Source organism: Pararhizobium sp. LjRoot238 (genome assembly GCF_964252955.1).
Classification (GTDB): domain Bacteria; phylum Pseudomonadota; class Alphaproteobacteria; order Rhizobiales; family Rhizobiaceae; genus Pararhizobium.
Genome location: NZ_CAXUPP020000001.1, coordinates 3335924 through 3356106, shown reverse-complemented (window position 1 = coordinate 3356106; position 20183 = coordinate 3335924). Strand labels below are relative to the sequence as shown.

At 60.8% G+C, this 20183-nt stretch carries 22 protein-coding genes; 13 read left to right on the top strand and 9 right to left on the bottom strand.

Translation table 11 applies throughout. The features are described from left to right. Positions 1-39 precede the first annotated feature (39 nt). On the top strand, positions 40-387 hold the full coding sequence (gene arsC, locus ACSQ3F_RS16260) for an arsenate reductase (glutaredoxin) (RefSeq protein WP_436101175.1): 348 nt from the start codon (positions 40-42) through the stop codon (positions 385-387). Positions 388-402: 15 nt separating this feature from the next. Here arsC and ACSQ3F_RS16255 read toward each other — a convergent pair whose 3' ends face one another. After that, positions 403-918 carry a DUF1127 domain-containing protein gene (locus ACSQ3F_RS16255; protein WP_436101174.1) on the bottom strand — a complete coding sequence of 172 codons (516 nt, stop codon included), beginning with the start codon at positions 916-918 and terminating at the stop codon, positions 403-405. On the opposite strand from ACSQ3F_RS16255, the gene ACSQ3F_RS16250 reads away from it, so the two are divergent. From ACSQ3F_RS16250 to ACSQ3F_RS16220, 7 genes are all read left to right on the top strand, one after another. Beyond that, on the top strand, positions 805-2157 hold the full coding sequence (locus ACSQ3F_RS16250; RefSeq protein WP_436102169.1) for a PLP-dependent aminotransferase family protein: 1353 nt from the start codon (positions 805-807) through the stop codon (positions 2155-2157). The genes ACSQ3F_RS16255 and ACSQ3F_RS16250 overlap by 114 nt on opposite strands. 185 nt (positions 2158-2342) lie before the next feature. Continuing rightward, positions 2343-4574, top strand: a complete 2232-nt coding sequence (purL, locus tag ACSQ3F_RS16245) for a phosphoribosylformylglycinamidine synthase subunit PurL (RefSeq protein WP_436101173.1) — start codon at positions 2343-2345, stop codon at positions 4572-4574. A 539-nt stretch (positions 4575-5113) separates the two neighbouring features. Then, positions 5114-5347: a BolA family protein gene (locus tag ACSQ3F_RS16240; protein ID WP_018324712.1), complete on the top strand. Its 234-nt coding sequence runs from the start codon at positions 5114-5116 to the stop codon at positions 5345-5347. Between the two features lie 6 nt (positions 5348-5353). Further along, positions 5354-5578 (top strand): hypothetical protein, encoded by a 225-nt coding sequence (locus ACSQ3F_RS16235; RefSeq protein ID WP_436101172.1) that lies wholly within the window; start codon positions 5354-5356, stop codon positions 5576-5578. 139 nt (positions 5579-5717) lie between these two features. Then, positions 5718-6053, top strand: coding sequence for a Grx4 family monothiol glutaredoxin (gene grxD, locus ACSQ3F_RS16230; RefSeq protein ID WP_436101171.1), 336 nt, complete (start codon positions 5718-5720; stop codon positions 6051-6053). Positions 6054-6424: 371 nt separating this feature from the next. Beyond that, positions 6425-7660 (top strand): multidrug effflux MFS transporter, encoded by a 1236-nt coding sequence (locus ACSQ3F_RS16225; RefSeq protein WP_436101170.1) that lies wholly within the window; start codon positions 6425-6427, stop codon positions 7658-7660. A 38-nt stretch (positions 7661-7698) separates the two neighbouring features. Continuing rightward, positions 7699-8985, top strand: coding sequence for a multidrug effflux MFS transporter (locus ACSQ3F_RS16220; protein ID WP_436101169.1), 1287 nt, complete (start codon positions 7699-7701; stop codon positions 8983-8985). A gap of 72 nt (positions 8986-9057) precedes the next feature. Here the strand turns inward: ACSQ3F_RS16220 and ACSQ3F_RS16215 are convergent, their stop codons facing one another. From ACSQ3F_RS16215 to rpsD, 4 genes are all read right to left on the bottom strand, one after another. Further along, entirely contained in the window at positions 9058-9882 is an 825-nt protein-coding gene (locus ACSQ3F_RS16215) for an inositol monophosphatase family protein (RefSeq protein ID WP_436101168.1), read from the bottom strand. Next, entirely contained in the window at positions 9879-10769 is an 891-nt protein-coding gene (ttcA, locus tag ACSQ3F_RS16210; RefSeq protein WP_436101167.1) for a tRNA 2-thiocytidine(32) synthetase TtcA, read from the bottom strand. Before ttcA ends, ACSQ3F_RS16215 begins: the two co-directional genes overlap by 4 nt. 122 nt (positions 10770-10891) lie before the next feature. After that, positions 10892-11836 (bottom strand): glutaminase, encoded by a 945-nt coding sequence (locus ACSQ3F_RS16205; RefSeq protein ID WP_436101166.1) that lies wholly within the window; start codon positions 11834-11836, stop codon positions 10892-10894. Between the two features lie 91 nt (positions 11837-11927). Beyond that, positions 11928-12545, bottom strand: coding sequence for a 30S ribosomal protein S4 (gene rpsD, locus ACSQ3F_RS16200; protein WP_436101165.1), 618 nt, complete (start codon positions 12543-12545; stop codon positions 11928-11930). Positions 12546-12896: 351 nt separating this feature from the next. On the opposite strand from rpsD, the gene ACSQ3F_RS16195 reads away from it, so the two are divergent. Beyond that, entirely contained in the window at positions 12897-13124 is a 228-nt protein-coding gene (locus ACSQ3F_RS16195) for a CopG family transcriptional regulator (protein ID WP_436102168.1), read from the top strand. Continuing rightward, entirely contained in the window at positions 13121-13564 is a 444-nt protein-coding gene (locus ACSQ3F_RS16190) for a TA system VapC family ribonuclease toxin (RefSeq protein WP_436101164.1), read from the top strand. The genes ACSQ3F_RS16195 and ACSQ3F_RS16190 overlap by 4 nt, the downstream gene beginning before the upstream one ends. Before the next feature lie 2 nt (positions 13565-13566). Here ACSQ3F_RS16190 and ACSQ3F_RS16185 read toward each other — a convergent pair whose 3' ends face one another. The 4 genes from ACSQ3F_RS16185 to ACSQ3F_RS16170 all read right to left on the bottom strand — a co-directional run bounded on the left by ACSQ3F_RS16185 (position 13567) and on the right by ACSQ3F_RS16170 (position 17427). Further along, a complete protein-coding gene (locus tag ACSQ3F_RS16185) occupies positions 13567-15081 on the bottom strand; it encodes a helicase HerA domain-containing protein (RefSeq protein ID WP_436101163.1) in 1515 nt (504 codons plus the stop codon). A 125-nt stretch (positions 15082-15206) separates the two neighbouring features. Further along, on the bottom strand, positions 15207-16004 hold the full coding sequence (murI, locus tag ACSQ3F_RS16180) for a glutamate racemase (protein WP_436101162.1): 798 nt from the start codon (positions 16002-16004) through the stop codon (positions 15207-15209). Then, positions 15991-16824: an RNA methyltransferase gene (locus tag ACSQ3F_RS16175; protein WP_436101161.1), complete on the bottom strand. Its 834-nt coding sequence runs from the start codon at positions 16822-16824 to the stop codon at positions 15991-15993. The genes murI and ACSQ3F_RS16175 overlap by 14 nt, the downstream gene beginning before the upstream one ends. Before the next feature lie 78 nt (positions 16825-16902). Beyond that, positions 16903-17427: a hypothetical protein gene (locus ACSQ3F_RS16170; RefSeq protein WP_436101160.1), complete on the bottom strand. Its 525-nt coding sequence runs from the start codon at positions 17425-17427 to the stop codon at positions 16903-16905. 199 nt (positions 17428-17626) lie between these two features. On the opposite strand from ACSQ3F_RS16170, the gene ACSQ3F_RS16165 reads away from it, so the two are divergent. The 3 genes from ACSQ3F_RS16165 (at position 17627) to ACSQ3F_RS16155 (ending at position 20084) form a co-directional block, all read left to right on the top strand. After that, a complete protein-coding gene (locus ACSQ3F_RS16165) occupies positions 17627-18235 on the top strand; it encodes a DJ-1/PfpI family protein (protein WP_436101159.1) in 609 nt (202 codons plus the stop codon). 116 nt (positions 18236-18351) lie between these two features. Continuing rightward, entirely contained in the window at positions 18352-18744 is a 393-nt protein-coding gene (locus ACSQ3F_RS16160) for a ribbon-helix-helix domain-containing protein (RefSeq protein ID WP_436101158.1), read from the top strand. 125 nt (positions 18745-18869) lie between these two features. Continuing rightward, positions 18870-20084 carry an NADP-dependent isocitrate dehydrogenase gene (locus ACSQ3F_RS16155; protein WP_436101157.1) on the top strand — a complete coding sequence of 405 codons (1215 nt, stop codon included), beginning with the start codon at positions 18870-18872 and terminating at the stop codon, positions 20082-20084. Positions 20085-20183 lie beyond the last annotated feature (99 nt).

Here is a 20183-nt window from a genome sequence, read left to right as displayed (position 1 = left end):
CCGTCCTCCCACGGCCGGGAATGCACCAAAGGCATATTGATGAGTGTTACGATCTATCACAATAACCGCTGCACCACGTCCCGGGCGGTGCTGGAGACGATCCGCGAAACCGGCATTGAGCCTGTCATCATCGACTACATGAAGACGCCGCCAACCCACGAGCAGATGCTGGCCCTTCTGCTCGCCATGGACATGTCACCGCGCGCACTGTTGCGCACGAAAGAGCGCTCTTACCTGTCACTGAAACTTGACGATGAGAACAAGACAGACCGACAGATCCTGGATGCCATGCTGGCACATCCCGAACTGATCGAACGGCCGATCGTCGTCACCGAAAAAGGCGTGGCGATCTGCCGGCCGAAGACGAAGGTTCTCGAGCTCCTGTAGCCGGCAAGACCGCGATCAATTCCAGAAAGGTTGCGAGGCCTCGCGCCGCGCCTCCGCGGGCGTCACGCCTATGTCCGCAAGCTGTTCATCTGTCAGTTCGGCAAGGGCAAGGCGGCTGAACCGCTTTTCCTCTCGCTCCGCAATCCATGAGATCACCCGCCCAAAAAAGTGTTTTGCGCGTGGCACGACGCCAACGGGAGCCGGAATTGTAATTGTCTTCGACGAGCAAATCGCATCATCTGCAGTGCAAATTGTACCCATTGACATCACCCCATCGATTGTCACCGTTACTTTCGAATGTTTACTTGTCTTAATTGACACAAAAATGGATGCAATGTAGAAATTGTAACCATGACAACTTGGATGCCAGACCCCGGCCAAGGCCAAGGCCCTCTTTACGCGCGCATTGCCGACCAGATCGAGCAGGCGATTGCCGGTGGCGTACTGCCGGCCGGAACGAAATTGCCGCCGCAACGCAATCTCGCCTTTGATATCGGCGTGACAATCGGCACAATCGGCCGTGCTTATCATCTGGTGCGCGAACGCGGCCTCGTGAGCGGCGAGGTTGGCCGCGGCACCTATGTGCTCGACAATGCGGACATGCGCCCGGCCGAACAGGCCGATCCGATGACCGCGGCACTTGCCGGCACCCGGCCGATCAAGGCGCCGCCGGGCAAGCTCCGGTTCGACAGCACGGCGGCACCGGATATCGGCCAGGGCAAGTCGCTCGAAAAGCTGCTGATCGACATCAGCCGCGAACACCGTGCCGACATCGCCAGCTATGCTCGCGATTTTCCGGCGCACTGGTTCGAAGCGGGAAGCCAGTGGCTTGCCAAGGGAACGTTCAAGCCGCAGCCCGATCGCATCGTCCCGACGCTCGGTGCCCATGCCGGTGCAGTCGCCGTCATCGCGGCTGTCACCGCTCCAGGCGACAAGATCGCTTTCGAAAACATCACCTATTCACAGATCAGCCGCAGCGCCGGCCTGATCGGTCGACGCACGATTCTCCTGCGGACCGACGACTACGGCCTTGATCCGGAAGACTTCGAGCGCGTCTGTGCCCAGCAGCATCCGAAACTCGCCTTCCTGATGCCGACCGCACAGAACCCGACAGTCGTGACATTGTCATTGGAGCGTCGGCAGGCGATCGCCGACATTGCCCGCCGCTATGGCGTCTGGCTCCTCGAAGACGACCTCTACGGCGCGATGACCGGCGACATGACGCCGCTTCTCGCCGAACTTGCGCCGGAGCGGACATTTCTGGTCGGAGGCCTGTCGAAATCGGTTGCGGCCGGTGTGCGCGGCGGCTGGGTCGCCTGCCCTCCCCATTTCAGCCAGCGCATCCGTATTGCCCACAAAATGGTGAGCGGCGGCATGCCGTTTCTGCTTGCCGAACTCTGCGCACGCCTGGTGCTGAGCGGTGAAGCCGCGATCCTGCGCTCCAGATGTATCGATGAGATCCGCGCGCGCGAGCAGATGGCGCGCGCAATATTTTCAGGTATCGAGTTCAACTCTCATCCGCATGTGCCTTTTCTGTGGTTGAAGCTGTCCGAGCCATGGTTCTCCGGCACCTTCAAGCACGCAGCTTTTGAGGAGGGCGTGCTCGTCGACGACGAGGACGAGTTCAAGGCAGGGCGGACCGAAAGCGTCTTTCATCGGGTGCGGATCGGCTTCTCCTCGCCCGCCGACCGCAACGAGGTGCGGCGTGGCTTCCTGACACTTCGCCGGCTGCTTGACAGCGGCCGCACCGGCTATGACAGCTTCGCTTGATCGAACCACCGGTCCCGCCAGCAAAAAGCACGCGATCGCCTGTGCTTTTCCGGCATTTTCCTGTCGCATCCCGGAGTAGCATCGGCTAAAGAAACGCCGACGCGATCTCTTTGTTTTGACGCAGCCCTTCAGGCAGACGGTGTCCCTTGCCGTCCGGGATGCTCCAACGGACCGAATGGACCACGATGACCATTTCCAATACCCGCCCCATCACCGCCGACCTCATTGCCTCGCACGGCCTGAAGCCGGATGAGTACCAGCGCATCCTGGAACTGATCGGCCGCGAGCCGACCTTCACGGAACTCGGCATCTTCTCGGCGATGTGGAACGAGCACTGCTCCTACAAATCCTCGAAGAAATGGCTGCGCACGCTGCCGACCACCGGTCCGCGCGTCATCCAGGGCCCGGGCGAAAATGCAGGTGTCGTCGATATCGATGACGGCGACTGCGTCGTCTTCAAGATGGAGAGCCACAACCACCCCTCCTACATCGAGCCCTATCAGGGTGCGGCGACCGGCGTCGGTGGCATCCTGCGCGACGTCTTCACCATGGGCGCGCGCCCGATCGCGGCAATGAACGCCCTGCGATTCGGTGCTCCTGATCATCCGAAGACCCGCCATCTGGTGTCCGGCGTCGTCGCCGGCGTCGGCGGTTACGGCAACTCCTTCGGCGTGCCGACTGTTGGCGGTGAGGTCGAGTTCGACGCCCGCTACAACGGCAACATCCTCGTCAACGCCTTTGCCGCCGGCCTTGCCAAGTCCGACGCGATCTTCCTGTCGGAAGCCAAGGGTGTCGGCCTGCCGGTCGTCTATCTCGGCGCCAAGACCGGCCGCGACGGCGTTGGCGGCGCAACCATGGCGTCGGCCGAATTCGACGAGTCGATCGAAGAGAAGCGCCCGACCGTCCAGGTCGGCGACCCCTTCACCGAAAAATGCCTGCTCGAAGCCTGCCTCGAACTGATGAAGACCGGCGCGGTCATCGCCATCCAGGATATGGGTGCCGCCGGCCTCACCTGCTCGGCTGTCGAAATGGGCGCCAAGGGCGACCTCGGCATCGAATTGCAGCTCGATCAGGTTCCCGTGCGCGAAGAGCGCATGACCGCCTATGAAATGATGCTGTCGGAAAGCCAGGAGCGTATGCTGATGGTCCTGGAACCGGCCAAGGAAGAAGTCGCCAAGGCGATCTTCGTCAAGTGGGGCCTGGATTTCGCCATCGTCGGCAAGACCACCGACGATCTGCGTTTCCGCGTCATCCATCAGGGCGAGGAAGTGGCAAACCTGCCGATCAAGGAACTGGGTGACCAGGCGCCGGAATATGACCGCCCGTGGACGCCGGCGAAAACGGCTGCACCGCTTGCTGCCGATGATATTCCCCAGGCGGATGTCGCCGACGCTGTGCTGTCGCTTGTCGGCTCGGCCAACAACTCCTCGCGCCGCTGGGTTTACGAGCAGTACGACACGCTGATCCAGGGCAATTCGCTGCAGCTGCCGGGCGGTGACGCTGGCGTCGTGCGCGTCGAAGGCCACCCGACAAAGGCGCTCGCCTTCTCCTCCGACGTGACGCCGCGTTATGTCGAAGCCGATCCGTTCGAAGGCGGCAAGCAGGCCGTAGCCGAATGCTGGCGCAACATCACCGCGACCGGCGCCTTGCCGCTGGCTGCCACCGACAACCTCAACTTCGGCAATCCGGAACGCCCGGAAATCATGAGCCAGCTCGTCCATGCCATCAAGGGCATCGGCGAAGCCTGCCGTGCGCTCGAGTTCCCGATCGTGTCCGGCAATGTGTCCCTCTATAACGAGACGAACGGCCAGGGCATCCTGCCGACCCCGACCATCGGCGGCGTCGGCCTGCTCGGCGACTGGTCGCAGATGGCACGCATCCGCTTTGCGGCTGAAGGCGAGGACATCCTCCTCGTCGGCGCGCCGGATGGCCTTGGTGCGCATCTCGGCCAGTCCGTTTATCTGCGCGACATCCATGGCCGCACTGACGGCCCCGCCCCGCATGTCGATCTCGCCCATGAGCGCAAGACCGGCGATTTCGTCCGCAGCCTCATTGTCGACGGCCTGACGACCGCCGTACATGATTGCTCCTCGGGCGGGCTTGCGCTGGCGGTTGCCGAAATGGCGATGGCGTCGGGCATCGGCGCAAGGGTTTCGGCGGTAGCAGGCCGCGATCCCATCCCTGTCTTCTTCGGAGAAGACCAGGGACGCTACGTCGTGTCCGTAAAGCCGGAGCATGCAGACCTTGTCGCCGAGCGGGCAAAGGCTGCGGGCGTATCCGCACCCGTGATCGGAGCGACCGGCGGTACCGAGGTCGTGCTCGGCTCGGCCAAGCCGCTTGCAATTGTGCAATTGCGCTCAGTACATGAATCATGGTTCCCGGATTTCATGGAAGGCAGCCTGCCGGAATCAAACTGAAGGCCCGGTGGGTGTTGGCTTTGATTCCGCCCGGATTTTCCGAATGTGCTGGTCATCAATTTGGCGGCCTGCCCCGCAACGGTCGCCTCGCAATAAGGAAAGACGCTGAAACAACCGACAGCAACCCTTTCCAAGTCTAACCTGAATCCTATCTGCTGATCCAAATTGACACACGGATAGGTTTCAGGGGAACGCATGAGCAGAGGTGATGCGCACCGGTACGCGTGGTTGAACAAATTGCGCCGCTCCTGGCGGTATCGCCTGGCTTATCGGTTGGCGCGGCCGCAGGCGCCGAAACGACCTATCCCTTTCCGTGGCCCGGCGCTGATCGTTGGTTCTGCGCCGGTTTCCAACTTGCCAGACGGATTTGACAGCCGATTTTCCGTTATTTGCGTAATGCCGAGGCTGCATTCCGATACCGACGTAAAAATATTGATGGAACTGTTGGAACGCGGTTTTCGCCTCTATACAAGTGATCCCCATGTGGCAGAATCGAGTGGATTGCCGCATTGGAGCAAGAAAGAATTGAGGAGTAGCGTATGCCGATGACACCGGGCGATATTGAAGACATGATCAAATCCGGTATCCCGGGCGCCAAGGTGACAATCCGGGATCTGGCAGGAGACGGCGACCACTATGCAGCTGAAGTCGTGGCAGAAGCCTTCCGCGGCAAGAGCCGGGTTCAGCAGCACCAGATGGTCTACAATGCGCTGAAGGGAAATATGGGCGGCGTGCTGCACGCACTTGCCCTTCAGACATCGGCGCCGGAGTAAGGCTTGATGGCCGGCCTGATGAATGAACTGGTCAGTGGCGTCGTTGAGAGTGTTCTGAAGGAAATCCTGAAGAAGACCAGCGGCCGGACCGCCACGAAACGCCAGAAACGGCAGGCGCGGTCTGCCACCACCGGCCGGTTCAAGAAAGCGACCGCGACAAGGGCCGCAAAGCCAGCGAAGAAGCAGGTGAGCCGCCGCAGGACGGCCGCCTCGCGCAGTAAGACGCGATGATTTCGCCGGCGGCGTGTTGCCGCCCTGCAAGCCATCAATTTTTGTTGGGATCGGGTGATGAAAATCACCGACCTGCATGCTATCTAGAATGGATCGACACCCCCGGCCCTTGACGCTGGAGCAGGAAGGACTACGACATATGAGCGGAATCAACGAATTCATCGACAACGAAGTGAAGAGCAACGACGTCGTTCTTTTCATGAAGGGCACGCCGCAATTCCCCCAGTGTGGGTTCTCTGGCCAAGTCGTCCAGATGCTCGACTATATCGGCGTCGACTATAAAGGCATCAACGTTCTCGCCGATGCCGATCTTCGCCAGGGCATCAAGGACTATTCCAACTGGCCGACCATTCCGCAGCTCTACATCAAGGGCGAATTCATCGGCGGCTGCGACATCGTGCGCGAAATGTTCCAGGCTGGCGAACTCCAGTCGCATTTCGAAGAACACGGCATCGCCGTCAAGGGCGCAGCCTGAAATCTGGTTTCGGTTACAGTGGCACCTGAAAAAGGCGGGTCACCGCCTTTTTTGATTCCTGCGACTTGTGAAGGCTACCTAATATTGCGCAACCTTTAATAGGCGCAGCCAATATGAAGCGGCTGTCACAAGATGGTCGCGAAACAGGGCGTAAGCACGCGCAGGCGAACGTTCGGCACCGGATTCCGAACAATTGCCTGTGCCACCCAAACCAGCCCGGATAATCCGGTTCATTTTTTGAAGCACCCGGAGCCTCGCTTTCGACCAGATGTGGGACTACCGACTCCAGCATTTTCATCCGCGCTTGTTCCCTGCAGGAAACGTATTCGTTTTCAGTTCAGGCGCCCGGCACCTCCGCCAGGAATATTCCGATGACCATTACCACCGAAGCACCGGGCCTTCAGGCTTTGTCGAAACCACAATTCGTCACACTGATGGCCATGCTGATGGCGATCAACGCGATTTCGATCGATATCATGTTGCCGGGCCTGCAGGAGATCGGCGCCAGCCTCGGCGTCGCCGATGAGAACGCGCGCCAATACGTCATTACCGCCTATCTGCTCGGTATGGGCTGCGCGCAATTGTTCTTCGGGCCGTTGTCTGATCGCTTCGGCCGCAAGCTGCCGCTTCTCGGCGGCCTCGGCGTCTATGGCCTCTGTGCGCTTGCCATCGTCTTCGTGCCGTCCTTCGCCGGGCTGCTTGCCCTGCGCTTCATGCAAGGCATTGGCGCTGCCGCGACGCGGGTCATCACCATTTCGATCGTTCGCGATATCTATGGCGGGCGGATGATGGCGGAGGTCATGTCGCTGGTCATGATGGTCTTCATGATCGTGCCGGTCATTGCGCCAAGCATCGGCCAGTTGATCATGATTTTTGCCGAATGGCACATGATCTTCGTGGTCATCTGCCTGTTTGCGCTGCTGGTAGCGACGCTGGTCGCGCTGCGACTGCCCGAGACGCTCTCGGTCGAACGTCGCCGTCCGTTCACGATCGCGTCCATCTTCGACGCATTCCGCATCGTGCTGACCAACCGCGTTTCGCTTTGCTATTCGCTGGCGGCGTCCTTCATCTTCGGGTCGCTGTTCGGCTTCATCAATTCCGCGCAGCAGATTCTGGTCGGCATCTACGGGCTAGGACACTGGTTCCCGCTGGTCTTTGCAGGCTTTGCCGGTACGATGGCTGTTGCCTCGTTCACCAATTCGCGCCTTGTCAAACGCTACGGCATGCGCCGCCTGTCGCACGGCGCGCTGATCGGATTCGCCCTGGCAAGCCTTGCCTGGGCCACGGCATCGATCTTCGGTGCGCTGCCCCTCTGGCTCTTCGTGCTGCTCTACGGCACGGCGATGTTCCAGTTCGGCCTGATCGGTCCGAATTTCAACGCCATGGCCATGGAACCGCTCGGCCACGTCGCCGGAACCGCATCCTCGGTGCTCGGCTTCACCCAGACGATCGGCGGCGCGACGATCGGCGCGCTGATCGGCCAGGCATTCGACGGCACTGTCACACCGCTTGCCATCGGTTTCCTGTCGGTTTCCGTCATCGGCCTGATCTTCGTGCTCGTCGCCGAAAAAGGCAGACTTTTCAGTCCGCACAATCCGTCGGCTTAACGACGGCTGTCTCCTCCCAAGACATCATAGGTCCTTTCATGTCCGCCACCACGACCGCTGAACACATCGAAAATATCGGCTCCTCCCGAATAGGCCTCGGCTTCTTCGAATTCGTCATCACCATCGCGCTCATGACCGCGAGCGTGGCGATCGCCATCGACATCATGCTGCCGGCCCTGCCCGCCATCGGCCAGTCGCTCAACGTCGCCAACACCAACGACACGCAGTTGGTCATCGGCATCTTCTTCCTCGGATTCGGCTGCTCGCAGATCATCTTCGGCAGCCTGTCCGACACCTTCGGGCGCCGCGCGATCCTGCTCTCCGGTCTCGCCTTTTTCACCGTGACAATGTTCGGGGCGGCCGCGACCGAGAGCTTCGAAATGCTGCTCCTCCTGCGGTTCGTGCAGGGCATCGGTGCTGCAGCGGTTCGCATCACCACCATGGCGGTGGTGCGTGACTGTTTCGGCGGCCGCGAAATGGCGCGTGTCATGTCCTATGTGATGATCGTCTTCATGATCGTGCCGATCGTTGCCCCTTCGCTCGGCCAGGCCGTGGTCTATTATGCGAACTGGCATTGGATCTTCATCCTGCTCGGCTGCGTCGGCGCCATCCTTTTCGTCTGGGCCGGCCTGCGCCTCAAGGAATCGCTGCCGCACGAAGAACGGCTGCCTCTCTCGGTGGCGTCCGTCGCGTCCGGTTTCCGCACGGTGCTCACCAATCGCATCACCTGCGGCTACATGATCGGGCAGACGTTATTCACCGCCGTCATCTGTGCCTACATCGTCACCGTCCAGCAGATCTTCGGCGAAGTCTACGGCCTCGGCGACTGGCTGCCGATCGCCTTTGCCGGCACCGCCGGAGGCATCGCAGTCGCCAACTTCGCCAATGGCTATTTCGTCCGCAGCTTCGGCATGCGGCGCATCTCGCATGCGGCGATGATCCTGTTCACGCTGCTCTCCGGTGCAGGGCTCCTCGTGTCGCTCGGTGGAACACCGTCCTTCCTGGTTGCCTATCTGCTGTTCTCGGTCCTGCTGATGATGTTCGCCGTGATCGGCACCAATTTCACCGCGATCAGCCTTGAACCGATGGGCCATCTGGCAGGCACGGCCACGGCGATCACCGGCTTCGTTTCCACCACCGGCGGCGCCCTGATCGGCGGCGCTGTCGGGCAGATGTTCAACGGTACGGTCCAGCCGCTGTTTGCCGGCTTCACCGCCTTCGGCGCGGTAACAATCCTTGCCGTGCTCTGGGCAGAAAAGGGCAAACTCTTTACCCACCCCGGCGATGATCACGCCCTGCTTGAGGCTGGCGGCGGCCATATGTGACGTCGCAACCATGAAAAAGGCCCGCTCGAACGATGTCGCGCGGGCCTTTTTCATGGTGCATTCTTCATCGCCTCAGACGGTAAAGACCTCGCGGCGAAGCACGTCCCAGCAATCCTTGTCGGACGCCACCAGAAGGCCGCCATCGACATGATCCGGGCGATAGGGCGAACCATCGAAGCGCGCGGCGTAAGCGCCCGCCTCTTCTGCGATCAGCGTTCCGGCAAGGTGATCCCAGGGCATCAGCTTCTGATACATCAGGAAATGGAAATGCCCCGCCGCGAAGGCGCGGTATTCATGCGCTGCACAGCGATAGCTCGTGGCGATGCGCACCTTCGCCATGTTGCCCATGACGATGCGCCGGTTTTCCGGCGAATAGAATCCGGTCGATGCGCAGCCGACAAGGCTTTCCAGCGGCAGCGAAGGCGCAACACCCAACCGCTCCTGCGAACCATCCGCCTTGCAAAGCCAGGCGCCTGCACCTTTTTCCGCGATCACCCAGTCATTGCCCATCGGGTCATAGATCACGCCGGCAACGGTTTCGCCCTTGGCGACGACAGCGGCCATAACGCCGAACAGCGGCATGCCGGCGGCATAGTTGAACGTGCCGTCAATCGGATCGACGATGACAGCGAGATCGGCCCCCGCAAGGCTGTCCAGCAGCGCCGGATCGGCGGCGACGGACTCTTCGCCGATAAACAGCGCATCAGGCGCGACCTCCGCCATACGCGCCTTGATCAGGCGCTCCGCCGCTTCGTCGGCTTCGGTCACCAGGTCGATGGCTTCCGATTTCATCCGCACGTCACCGGTGCCGAGATTGCGGAACTTCGGAAGGATCTCCTTGACCGCAGCCTCCTGCAGGATATTGGCGATGGCTGCGATATCGATGGCAGATGTCATGCTTTGGGCTCCGCGAACAGGGATTGGAAATCGAACAGTTTCGGGTCGAGCAGGTGCGACGGATTGACGTGACCGAGCGCCCTCAGCATCGTGTCCTTGCGGCCAGGCATACGGCGCTCGATATCAGCCAGCATCGCCTTCATGGCATTGCGCTCCAGCCCGTCCTGCGAGCCGCAGAGGTCGCAGGGAATGATCGGAAATTCCATCGCCGCGGCGAATTTGGCGAGATCGTCCTCGGCCGCATAGGCAAGCGGCCTGAGCACCATCAGGTCGCCGTCGTCGTTCAGGAGCTTGGCCGGCATCGAGGCGAGCCTGCCGCCATGGAAGAAGTTCATGAAGAAGGTCTCGAGGATGTCCTCGCGGTGATGGCCGAGCACCAGGGCGTCGCAGCCTTCCTCGCGGGCGATCCGATAGAGATTGCCGCGGCGCAGGCGCGAACAGAGCGCGCAATAGGTTCCGCCCGCCGGCACCTTTTCCTTCACGATCGAATAGGTATCGCGATATTCGATCCGGTGCTTGACGCCGATCGAGGTCAGGTAATCCGGCAGCACATGCTTGGGGAAATTCGGCTGGCCCTGGTCAAGATTGCAGGCGACCAGTTCGACCGGCAGCAGGCCGCGCCATTGCAGGTCCATCAGGAGCGCCAGCAGACTGTAGCTGTCCTTGCCGCCAGACACGCCGACGAGCCAGCGCTTCTGGCCCTTCAGCATGCCGAAATCCTCGATCGCCTGACGCACCTGCCGCAGCAGCCGCTTGCGCAGTTTATTGAAGGAAACCGAGGACGGCATCTTGGCGAAGATCGGATGCAGCGCGTCGTCAAGGGCCTCAGCCGATCCAGATGAAAGCTCTTCGAGATCGGCGACCGGCGATGGGGTGGAAATATCCATGACAAAGTCCCGGATTGGAAAACGCGCAGGGCGCGTGCGTTGTGAACAGCACTTGCCCGTGTATGCCGGCAAGTTCAAGGAAAATGCACGCGAATCGATGTGAAACTTCCGTAACGCCCGGCTCAGGCGCCGAATACGGACCATCCGGTGCGGTTCGCCAGCATTTCGAGCGCCAAGGAGCCAAGCAGCGAATTGCCGTTGTGGTTGAGGCCGGGCGACCAGACAGCGACGGAAGCTTTTCCGGGCGCCGCCACCAGAATACCGCCGCCGACACCGCTCTTGCCGGGCAGTCCGACGCGATAGGCGAAATCGCCAGAGCCGTCATAATGGCCGCAGGTCAGCATCAGCGCATTGATGCGACGCGCCCGCTGGCGCGAAACGACCGAATGTTTCGTCAGCGGATTGCTGCCGGAGGCGGCAAGGAACAGGCCGGCCTTTGCCAGCTGGACACAGCTCATCGCGAGGGCGCATTGATGGAAATAGACGCCGAGCACGTGCTCGACCGGGTGGTCGAGCTTGCCGAAGGCGCGCATGAAATTGGCGAGTGCGACGTTGCGATAGCCGGTCGCGGCCTCCGATCGCGCCACCTCGTGATCGATGAGGATGTCCTCCTCGTCGGCGAGGTAGCGGACAAAGCGGATTATCTCGCCGATCGCTTCCTTCGGCGTGTGGCCCGCCAGAACCAGATCGGTAATCGCGATCGCGCCGGCGTTGATGAAGGGATTGCGGGGAATGCCGTGCTCGTGCTCGAGCTGGACGATGGAATTGAAGGCGGAGCCGGACGGCTCACGGCCGACGCGATTCCAGATGCTTTCGCCGTGTTTGCCGAGCGCCAGCGTCAGCGTGAAGACCTTGGAGATACTTTGGATCGAGAAAGGAACTTCGGCATCGCCGGCCTTGTAGACATTGCCATCGACGGTCACGACGGCCATGCCGAACCGCTTGGGATCGACGTGGGCGAGCTGCGGGATGTAATCAGCAACCTTGCCCTCGCCGAGCCTCGGCGTCAGCTCGCTGTGGATATCATCGACAATCGACTGCAGGTCCAACGGTTCCGTGCCGGGCATCAGTCATTCTCCGCATCAGTGCAGCGCAACAAAAAAGCCACCCATCTCTGAGTGGCTTTTCCGAATTTCACAAGGCCGAGGCCAGAAGAAATTATCGCGAATAGAATTCGACGACGAGGTTCGGTTCCATGACGACCGGGTACGGAACGTCGGTCAGGCCCGGAACGCGAGCATAGGTCGCAACCATCTTGTTGTGGTCGGCTTCGACATAATCCGGAACGTCGCGCTCAGCGAGCGAAACGGCTTCGAGAACCGAAACGAGCTGCTTGGACTTTTCGCGGACTTCGATGACGTCGCCGGCCTTGCAGCGGTAGGAACCGATGTTGACGCGAACGCCGTTGACCTTGACGTGGCCATGGTTGACGAACTGGCGGGCAGCAAAGACCGTCGGAACGAACTTGGCGCGGTAGACGATCGCGTCGAGGCGCGATTCGAGCAGGCCGATCAGGTTTTCCGAGGTGTCACCCTTGCGGCGGTTGGCTTCGTCGTAGATCGCGCGGAACTGCTTCTCGCGGATGTCGCCGTAGTAGCCCTTGAGCTTCTGCTTGGCGCGCAGCTGCACGCCGAAGTCGGAAAGCTTGGACTTGCGGCGCTGGCCGTGCTGGCCCGGGCCGTATTCGCGGCGGTTGACCGGCGACTTCGGACGGCCCCAGATGTTTTCGCCCATACGGCGATCGATTTTGTACTTGGACGATTCGCGCTTGCTCATCGCATTTCCTTTCAGACGGTTACACCGGTTTGTTGCCAAACCGGATCAAGGAAACACGCCCTCCTCTGAACCTCATTTTCGGAAGCTCTGACAGGTTTCTCACATTACGCTAATGGAGAAGCCACGGGACATGTCGGTTCGCGCATTTGCTGTTCCGCCCTTGTCGGAAAGGACAAGCATATGCGTCATTAAAAAGTAACACCGGGCATTTCGGCCCGGCGTTGGGGCGGCTTTAGGCTGCAATCGCGTGATTGTCAACTCCTAATCCCATTGAACGAATCGTCGTTTGCTTTACTTGGGACTACCCTTGTCATATCATGCTGATGTTTGATGCTTGATGCGGGTTCTTTGATGAGAACGACGTTACAAATTGATGATGATGTTCTGGCCGCGGCGAAGGTACTGGCCGAGAACCAGAAACGCCCCATCGGAAACGTCATTTCTGACCTGGCGCGGCAGGCCTTGCGGCGGACAGAACAACCTCGAGTGAGAAACGGAATACCTTTGCTCCCGGCAGGGAGCTCGAAGACCATCGTCACGCTTGAGATTGTCAATGCGCTCAGGGACGATGCTCCTTGAGTTTTCTTCTCGATGTTAATGTCTTGATTGCCTTAATCGATCCGGCGCACGTCTCGCATGACGCAGCGCACGTCTGGTTCGAGGCCCGGCAAGGACAAGGCTGGGCGACTTGCCCAATCACCGAAAATGGCGTTATCCGTATCGTGGGGGACCGACGCTATCCAAATTCGCCCGGCTCGCCGGCCACGGTCGCAGATATGATGCGTTCGATGCGTTTGTTATCTGATTATCAGTTTTGGCACGACCGAATCAGTTTGGTCGATGCCAGTCTCGTCGCCTCTTCCCACATATTAACTCCAGGACAGGTGACGGACACATATCTTCTGGCGCTGGCGAAATCCTACGGCGGGAGGCTCGCCACATTCGACCGGCGGCTTTCCACTCTTGCTGTTCCAGATGGGCGCGAGACTCTACACATCATCGGCGTCGATGACCGCTGAAGCTATTCAGCAGCGCTGCGGCTTCCCGCTTCATCATAGACGGCATCGGCAGCCCCCGGCGCCGTCTCAACCTGCAAATCCGGAAATGCCACGATCCGCTTGCCGGAAAGGTCGCTATGGACGACGATCAGGCCCTGCTCCTCGAAGTAGCCGAGCAGGCGCCTGGCGCGCCGGGCCGAATGAGTGCCATAGGCCCGCGCGATCATGGCATCCGAGGGACACGGCAGATTGCGGACAGCAGACTGCGCAACGAGCAGGAAGACACCCTGAAGGTCCTCCGTCACCTGCCGCGACAGTTCCAGTGCAGACGCCCAGATTTCGCTCGCGGCGGTTTCCGGATCCACGCCAGAGCGCGCAACTGCCATCTTGCGCCGAAATGCTGCAAGCGACAGCGGCGCACCGGGCACGCGGCGGATACGGCAGCGGACCAGGAAATCCTGAAACAATTCCGCATCGGCGCGGAAGGCCGCTTCCGGGTTTTCGAGGATTTCGGCAAGCAGGCTGTCGAGCAGCGCATCGCGTTCCACGGCGGGCATTTCCGGCACGGGCGTTTTCGGTTCTGCAAGTGTTGCCGGTTCGGGCCGTGGGCGCGACAGTTCAGCAAGGATATCGGTGGCCGGTCGCGGCTGGGCGCTCGGGCGGCGAATGATCGGGCGGATCAGTTCCTCGGGATCGGGCGTAAAAATCAGATCCTCGACGTCGGCGACCGCTTCCGGCAGCGGCGTCAGTTTCGGACTGGTCGAGCGTGCGGAGGTCTCGACATTGCCGATCGTCACCGGCAGTGGACGGCGCGACAGCGCCGGGCCAAGCGCCACAAAGGAGCCGCGCTTCAGGTCACGGAACATTTCGGCCGTGCGCCGGTCCATGCCGAGAAGATCGGCGGCGCGCGCCATGTCGATATCGAGAAAGGTGCGGCCCATCAGGAAGTTGGAGGCTTCGGCCGCGACATTCTTGGCAAGCTTTGCCAACCGCTGGGTCGCGATAACGCCGGCAAGCCCGCGCTTGCGGCCGCGGCACATCAGGTTGGTCATGGCGCCGAGCGAGATTTTGCGCGCCTCTTCGGAGACATCGCCCGCAACGGACGGGGCAAACATCTGCGCCTCGTCGACGACGACCAGAACCGGGTACCAGTAATCGCGGTCCGCATCGAACATCGCATTGAGAAAGATGCCGGCATTGCGCATCTGCTGCTCGATATCGAGCCCTTCGAGCGAGAGGACGCAGGAAACGCGATGCTGGCGAATACGGGTGGCGATGCCGATCAGTTCAGATTCCGTCCGCTCGCCCTCGATCACCACATGGCCAAACTTGTCGGCGAGCGTAACGAAATCGCCTTCGGGATCGATGATGCATTGCTGCACCCAAGGGGCCGACTGTTCGAGAAGGCGGCGCAGGAGATGCGATTTTCCGGAGCCTGAATTGCCCTGCACCAGAAGGCGCGTCGCCAGAAGTTCCTCGATATCGAGCGGAACGGATGCGCCATCGGGCGCCGTCCCCATATCGATGCCGACTTTCATATCCACCTCGTTCCAAATGCCATGCCGGATGCGCCGCCACGAACCCGCAAGCGTCGAGCATTAACATCGTTTCCGCCGCATTGCGCCCCGGCAGAACCGAAACCCACAGTTAAGAAAGATTTCCTTTACCGTATGGTAAGCCCGAAACCCTGCATCAGCCGACGGGTGGTGAAGTCCGGGCAGCCAGATGTGAAGATTGCCGGGTCCACGCCGTTCAGCGGCTCGAAGCCTTCCGGCAGCGGCACCAGCCGGCGAGCCTGCCTCGCGATCGCCTCGGCTGGATCGAGCCAATCGACCGGCCAGGGCGCGAGGCGGCGGAACACGTTGGCCATGAAGGGATAGTGCGTGCAGGCGAGCACGACGATATCGGTCTTGCGGCCGTCCTGCTCGACGAAACACTGTTCGATCTCGGCAAGAATCGCCGCATCATCAACCGCGTCGCCGCGAATATAGGCTTCCGCCATCCGCGCCAGATTTTCCGAGCCGACCAGCCGGACATGGCATTGCGAGGCGAAGGACTGGATGAGATCGCGCGTATAGGCGCGCTTGACCGTCCCGGGCGTTGCCAGCACGGAAACGAGACCCGAGCGGGTGCGCTCCGCGGCAGGCTTGATTGCCGGAACGGTGCCGACGAAACGCATTTCCGGAAAGGCGGCACGCAGGTCGGCGCCGACCAGAGTAAATGCGGTATTGCAGGCGATGATGCAGATTTCCGGGTCGTGCTCGGCCAGCAACTTGGCAAACAGGGAAACGACCCGTCCTTTCAGCGCAGCCTCGTCCCAGCCGCCATAGGGAAAACCCGCATCGTCGGCGACATAGATGAAATGCCGCTCCGGCATCAGGACGCGCGCCTCACGCAGCACGGTCAACCCGCCGATGCCGCTGTCGAAGACGAGGATGGGCTTCAGCTCAGAGGTCGTCACCGGCATCGTCAACCTTTTTCGCGCGCGAATTTTCCGGTGCTCCGGCACCGCGCGGCGCTTCGCGGGTGAAGCGATCTAGCGAAGAAATGACGCCTCGCACAAGACGAATTTCGGATTCGGTAAAGGCCGGGCGGGTTAGGACAGCGCGCAGATTTTCCACCAATTTCGGCTTTTTGGCGACCGGGCGAAAATATCCGCGCGCATCCAGCGCTTCCTCAACGTGATCGAACAGGCCCTGCAGATGTTCCTTCGTCGCCGGTTTCTGCGACAGCGCCTGAAACGATGTTTCCTCAGGCGAGACCATGCTCGTCTTCAGCCACTCATAAGACATGAGCAGAACCGCTTGTGCCAGATTGAGCGAGGCGAAGGCCGGATTGACGGGAAAGGTGACGATCTCGTCGGCGAGCGCGATTTCCTCGTTGGTGAGACCCGTGCGCTCCCGGCCGAACAGGATGCCCGTCGCCTGCCCTGCCGAGAATTTTTGGCGAAGCGTTTCGGCCGCGACAAGCGGAGACCGGACCGGCTTGTAGCCATAGCGGTCCCGCGCCGTCGTCGCATAGACGAAATTGAGATCGGCGATTGCCTCTTCGGTCGAAGCATAGAGCTTGGCGTTTTCGATGACATGATCCGCGCGGCTTGCAGCCGATTTCGCCTTCTCGCTCGGCCAGCCGTCGCGCGGATTGACGAGACGCAACTCGGCAAGGCCGAAATTGGCCATGGCGCGCGCCACCATGCCGATGTTCTCGCCAAGCTGCGGGTGCACCAGAATGACCGCCGGGCCCTCCGTCAGTAGTTCGCGCTCGCTGTTCGTTCCTGCCATGGCTTCGCCTTTAAGTCCTTTGCGGCGCTTCCCTCGCACAGTTGGAGCGATTTTGAAAGCCGCGCCGGCCAAGCCGATTTACTGGGCGCCAGTACCCTGACTGGCAATGCCCTGTAGCTCCGCCTTGAGCGATCCCGCATCGCTAGCTCTGACGATATCGTCGATGACCGGATGGCCGCTTTCCTCGATCACGATGAAATGCAACTCGCTCGGCTTCCAGTCTGCCCCGCGCTCGCCAAAGCAATGGGTGTTGTCGAAGGTCACCGTCACGTCGCTTTTGCCGCCTGTTTCCGGACCCTCGGTCACGGAAAGGTCCTTGATGGCGCAACTGTCCTGGCCGCCGACGATGACATCGTAGTCGAAGGGCGAATCGCCCTCGTCATAGGCCGGGAATTTCGCAGCCTCGCGATAGGTCATGGCAAAATCCTGGCTATAGATACGTCCAAGACGGGCTACGGAAAAATAGTCCTCGCCCGGCTGAGCCTCTTCCGCCCAGCCCTTGACCGCTTCCTGCATGATCTCCTTGACGGGTGCCGCCGGATCGGCCGCCTCGGCCGTCGAGACACCACAACAGGCAAGAAGCAAAAACACGAAGCGCTTCATAATTATCTCCCGATTCACATCTATAACCGGCGCTTGCGCCGGGCGATCACGGTCATAACCATTTTCACGGCGGCGCGCGAGGCCGATATTATGCGCTTTGGCCGGCCTATCGCGTCCTCCCGATGTAGTAACCGGCTAATACCCGGCCGCAAAGCGCACATGGCATTGTTTTCCCGCACGCAACACGATGGAGGATAAGATGAGCGGCAAGAAAATTCTGATGATCTGCGGCGATTTCACCGAAGACTACGAGACCATGGTGCCGTTCCAGGCGCTGCTCGCCCTTGGCCACACCGTCCACGCCGTCTGCCCCGGCAAGGCGGCCGGCGAGCAGATCGCGACGGCTATCCACGATTTCGAGGGAAATCAGACCTATTCGGAAAAACGCGGCCATAATTTTACGCTGAATGCCACTTTCGCCGACACCAAAGCCGATACCTACGATGCCCTTGTCATCCCCGGCGGCCGGGCGCCGGAATATCTGCGGCTCGACGCCGCCGTTATCGCCATGGTCCGGCATTTCTTCGATACGGGGAAACCGGTCGCAGCCATCTGCCATGGCGCACAGTTACTGTCTGCTGCGGGCGTGCTGAAAGGGCGAACCTGCTCGGCCTATCCGGCATGCCGTTTCGATGTCGAGCTTGCGGGCGGCCACTACGCGGAGATCCCGGTCGATCAGGCTGTCACCGACGGCAATCTGGTGACAGCTCCGGCCTGGCCTGCCCATCCCGCATGGATCGGCCAGTTCCTCAAGGTTCTCGGCACCGAGATCCGCCATAGCCCTTCGCTGACGCGCTCGGCAGCCTGACAACCCCTTGTCAGGCCGCGCCAAAGGGCGGACACTCCGGGGCATGATGTCGTCCGAAACGTGCGAAATCGGACAACATCGTGGCTCATGGAAAGCCGGAATTCTGGGAGGAATAGATGTGCAGGCTATTCATCGGCGCCGATCCGGCGCTCTGGCAGAGTGTCACCCGCTCGGTGCGGATCGATGGCGTAGTGACCAGCATCCGGCTTGAAAGCTTCTTCTGGTCCATTCTCGAAGACATTGGCGGACGCGACGGCATGTCGGTCGGCCGCCTGATCGGGCGGCTCTACATGGAATCGCTCGAGGAAGGACATGCGCCCGAAAACTTCACGTCCTTCCTCAGGGTCTGCTGCGGGCGGTACCTTGCGTTGCAGCTTGATGGACTGGTGCCGGCCGGCCGCGAAGCATCGATCTCCTCCCTCGATGCACCCGCCATTCTGGCGAGGGAGAAGCGCAGCTATCCAAAGTCTCCCGCCGGCTATTTTCCAAGGGCGGCACGGGGGCATTAAACTGCGTCCCCGCCCCATACGAAACGCCAACGAATTCATGCACTCTATGCCTTTGCCTGTGGTGAACTGGATGCTATAGGGGCCCAACCCCGTTTCCATTCCAACCCCATGCAGAGGTTTGCATCATGACAAAGATCAAGGTCGCCAATCCCGTCGTCGAACTCGACGGCGACGAGATGACCCGCATCATCTGGCAGTTCATCAAGGATAAGCTGATCCATCCGTATCTGGATATCGATCTGGAATATTACGACCTCGGCATGGAAAACCGCGACGCCACCGACGACCAGGTGACGATCGATGCCGCCAACGCGATCAAGAAACATGGTGTCGGCGTCAAGTGCGCGACCATTACCCCGGATGAGGCCCGCGTCGAGGAATTCGAGCTGAAGAAGATGTGGAAGTCGCCGAACGGCACGATCCGCAACATCCTCGGCGGCGTGATCTTCCGCGAGCCGATCATCTGCAAGAACGTGCCGCGCCTCGTTCCGGGCTGGACCAAGCCGATCATCGTCGGCCGTCACGCTTTCGGCGACCAGTATCGCGCCACCGACTTCAAGTTCCCCGGCAAGGGCAAGCTCTACATGAAGTTCGTCGGCGACGACGGCAAGGAAATCGAACACGAGGTCTACGACGCCCCGTCAGCCGGCGTTGCCATGGGCATGTACAACCTCGACGAATCGATCACCGAATTCGCCCGCGCCTCGCTGAACTACGGTATCCAGCGCAAGGTGCCGGTCTATCTTTCGACCAAGAACACCATCCTCAAGGTCTATGACGGCCGCTTCAAGGACATCTTCCAGAAGGTGTTCGACGAGGAATTCGCGACCAAGTTCAAGGAACTGAAGATCTGGTACGAACACCGCCTGATCGACGACATGGTCGCTTCGGCGCTCAAGTGGTCAGGTGGCTATGTCTGGGCCTGCAAGAACTATGACGGCGACGTCCAGTCCGACATCGTCGCGCAGGGCTTCGGCTCGCTCGGCCTGATGACGTCCGTTCTGATGACGCCGGACGGCCAGACGGTAGAAGCCGAAGCCGCCCACGGTACCGTGACCCGCCATTACCGCCAGCACCAGAAGGGCGAGGAAACCTCGACCAACTCGATCGCCTCGATCTTCGCCTGGACCCGTGGCCTCGCCCACCGCGCCAAGCTCGACGACAATGCCGAACTTGCCCGGTTTGCCGACACCCTGGAAAAGGTCTGCGTCGATACCGTCGAAGCCGGCTTCATGACCAAGGACCTGGCGCTGCTCATCGGCCCCGACCAGCCCTGGCTCTCGACCACCGGCTTCCTCGACAAGATCGACGAGAACCTGAAGAAGGCGATGGCTGCCTGATAGGCTCGATCCGCAAAATTCAAAACCCGGCCTCGCGCCGGGTTTTTTATTGGAACCTTTTCCGCTTCCGATCGTTCGCGATGTGAACCCTTCTGCGTG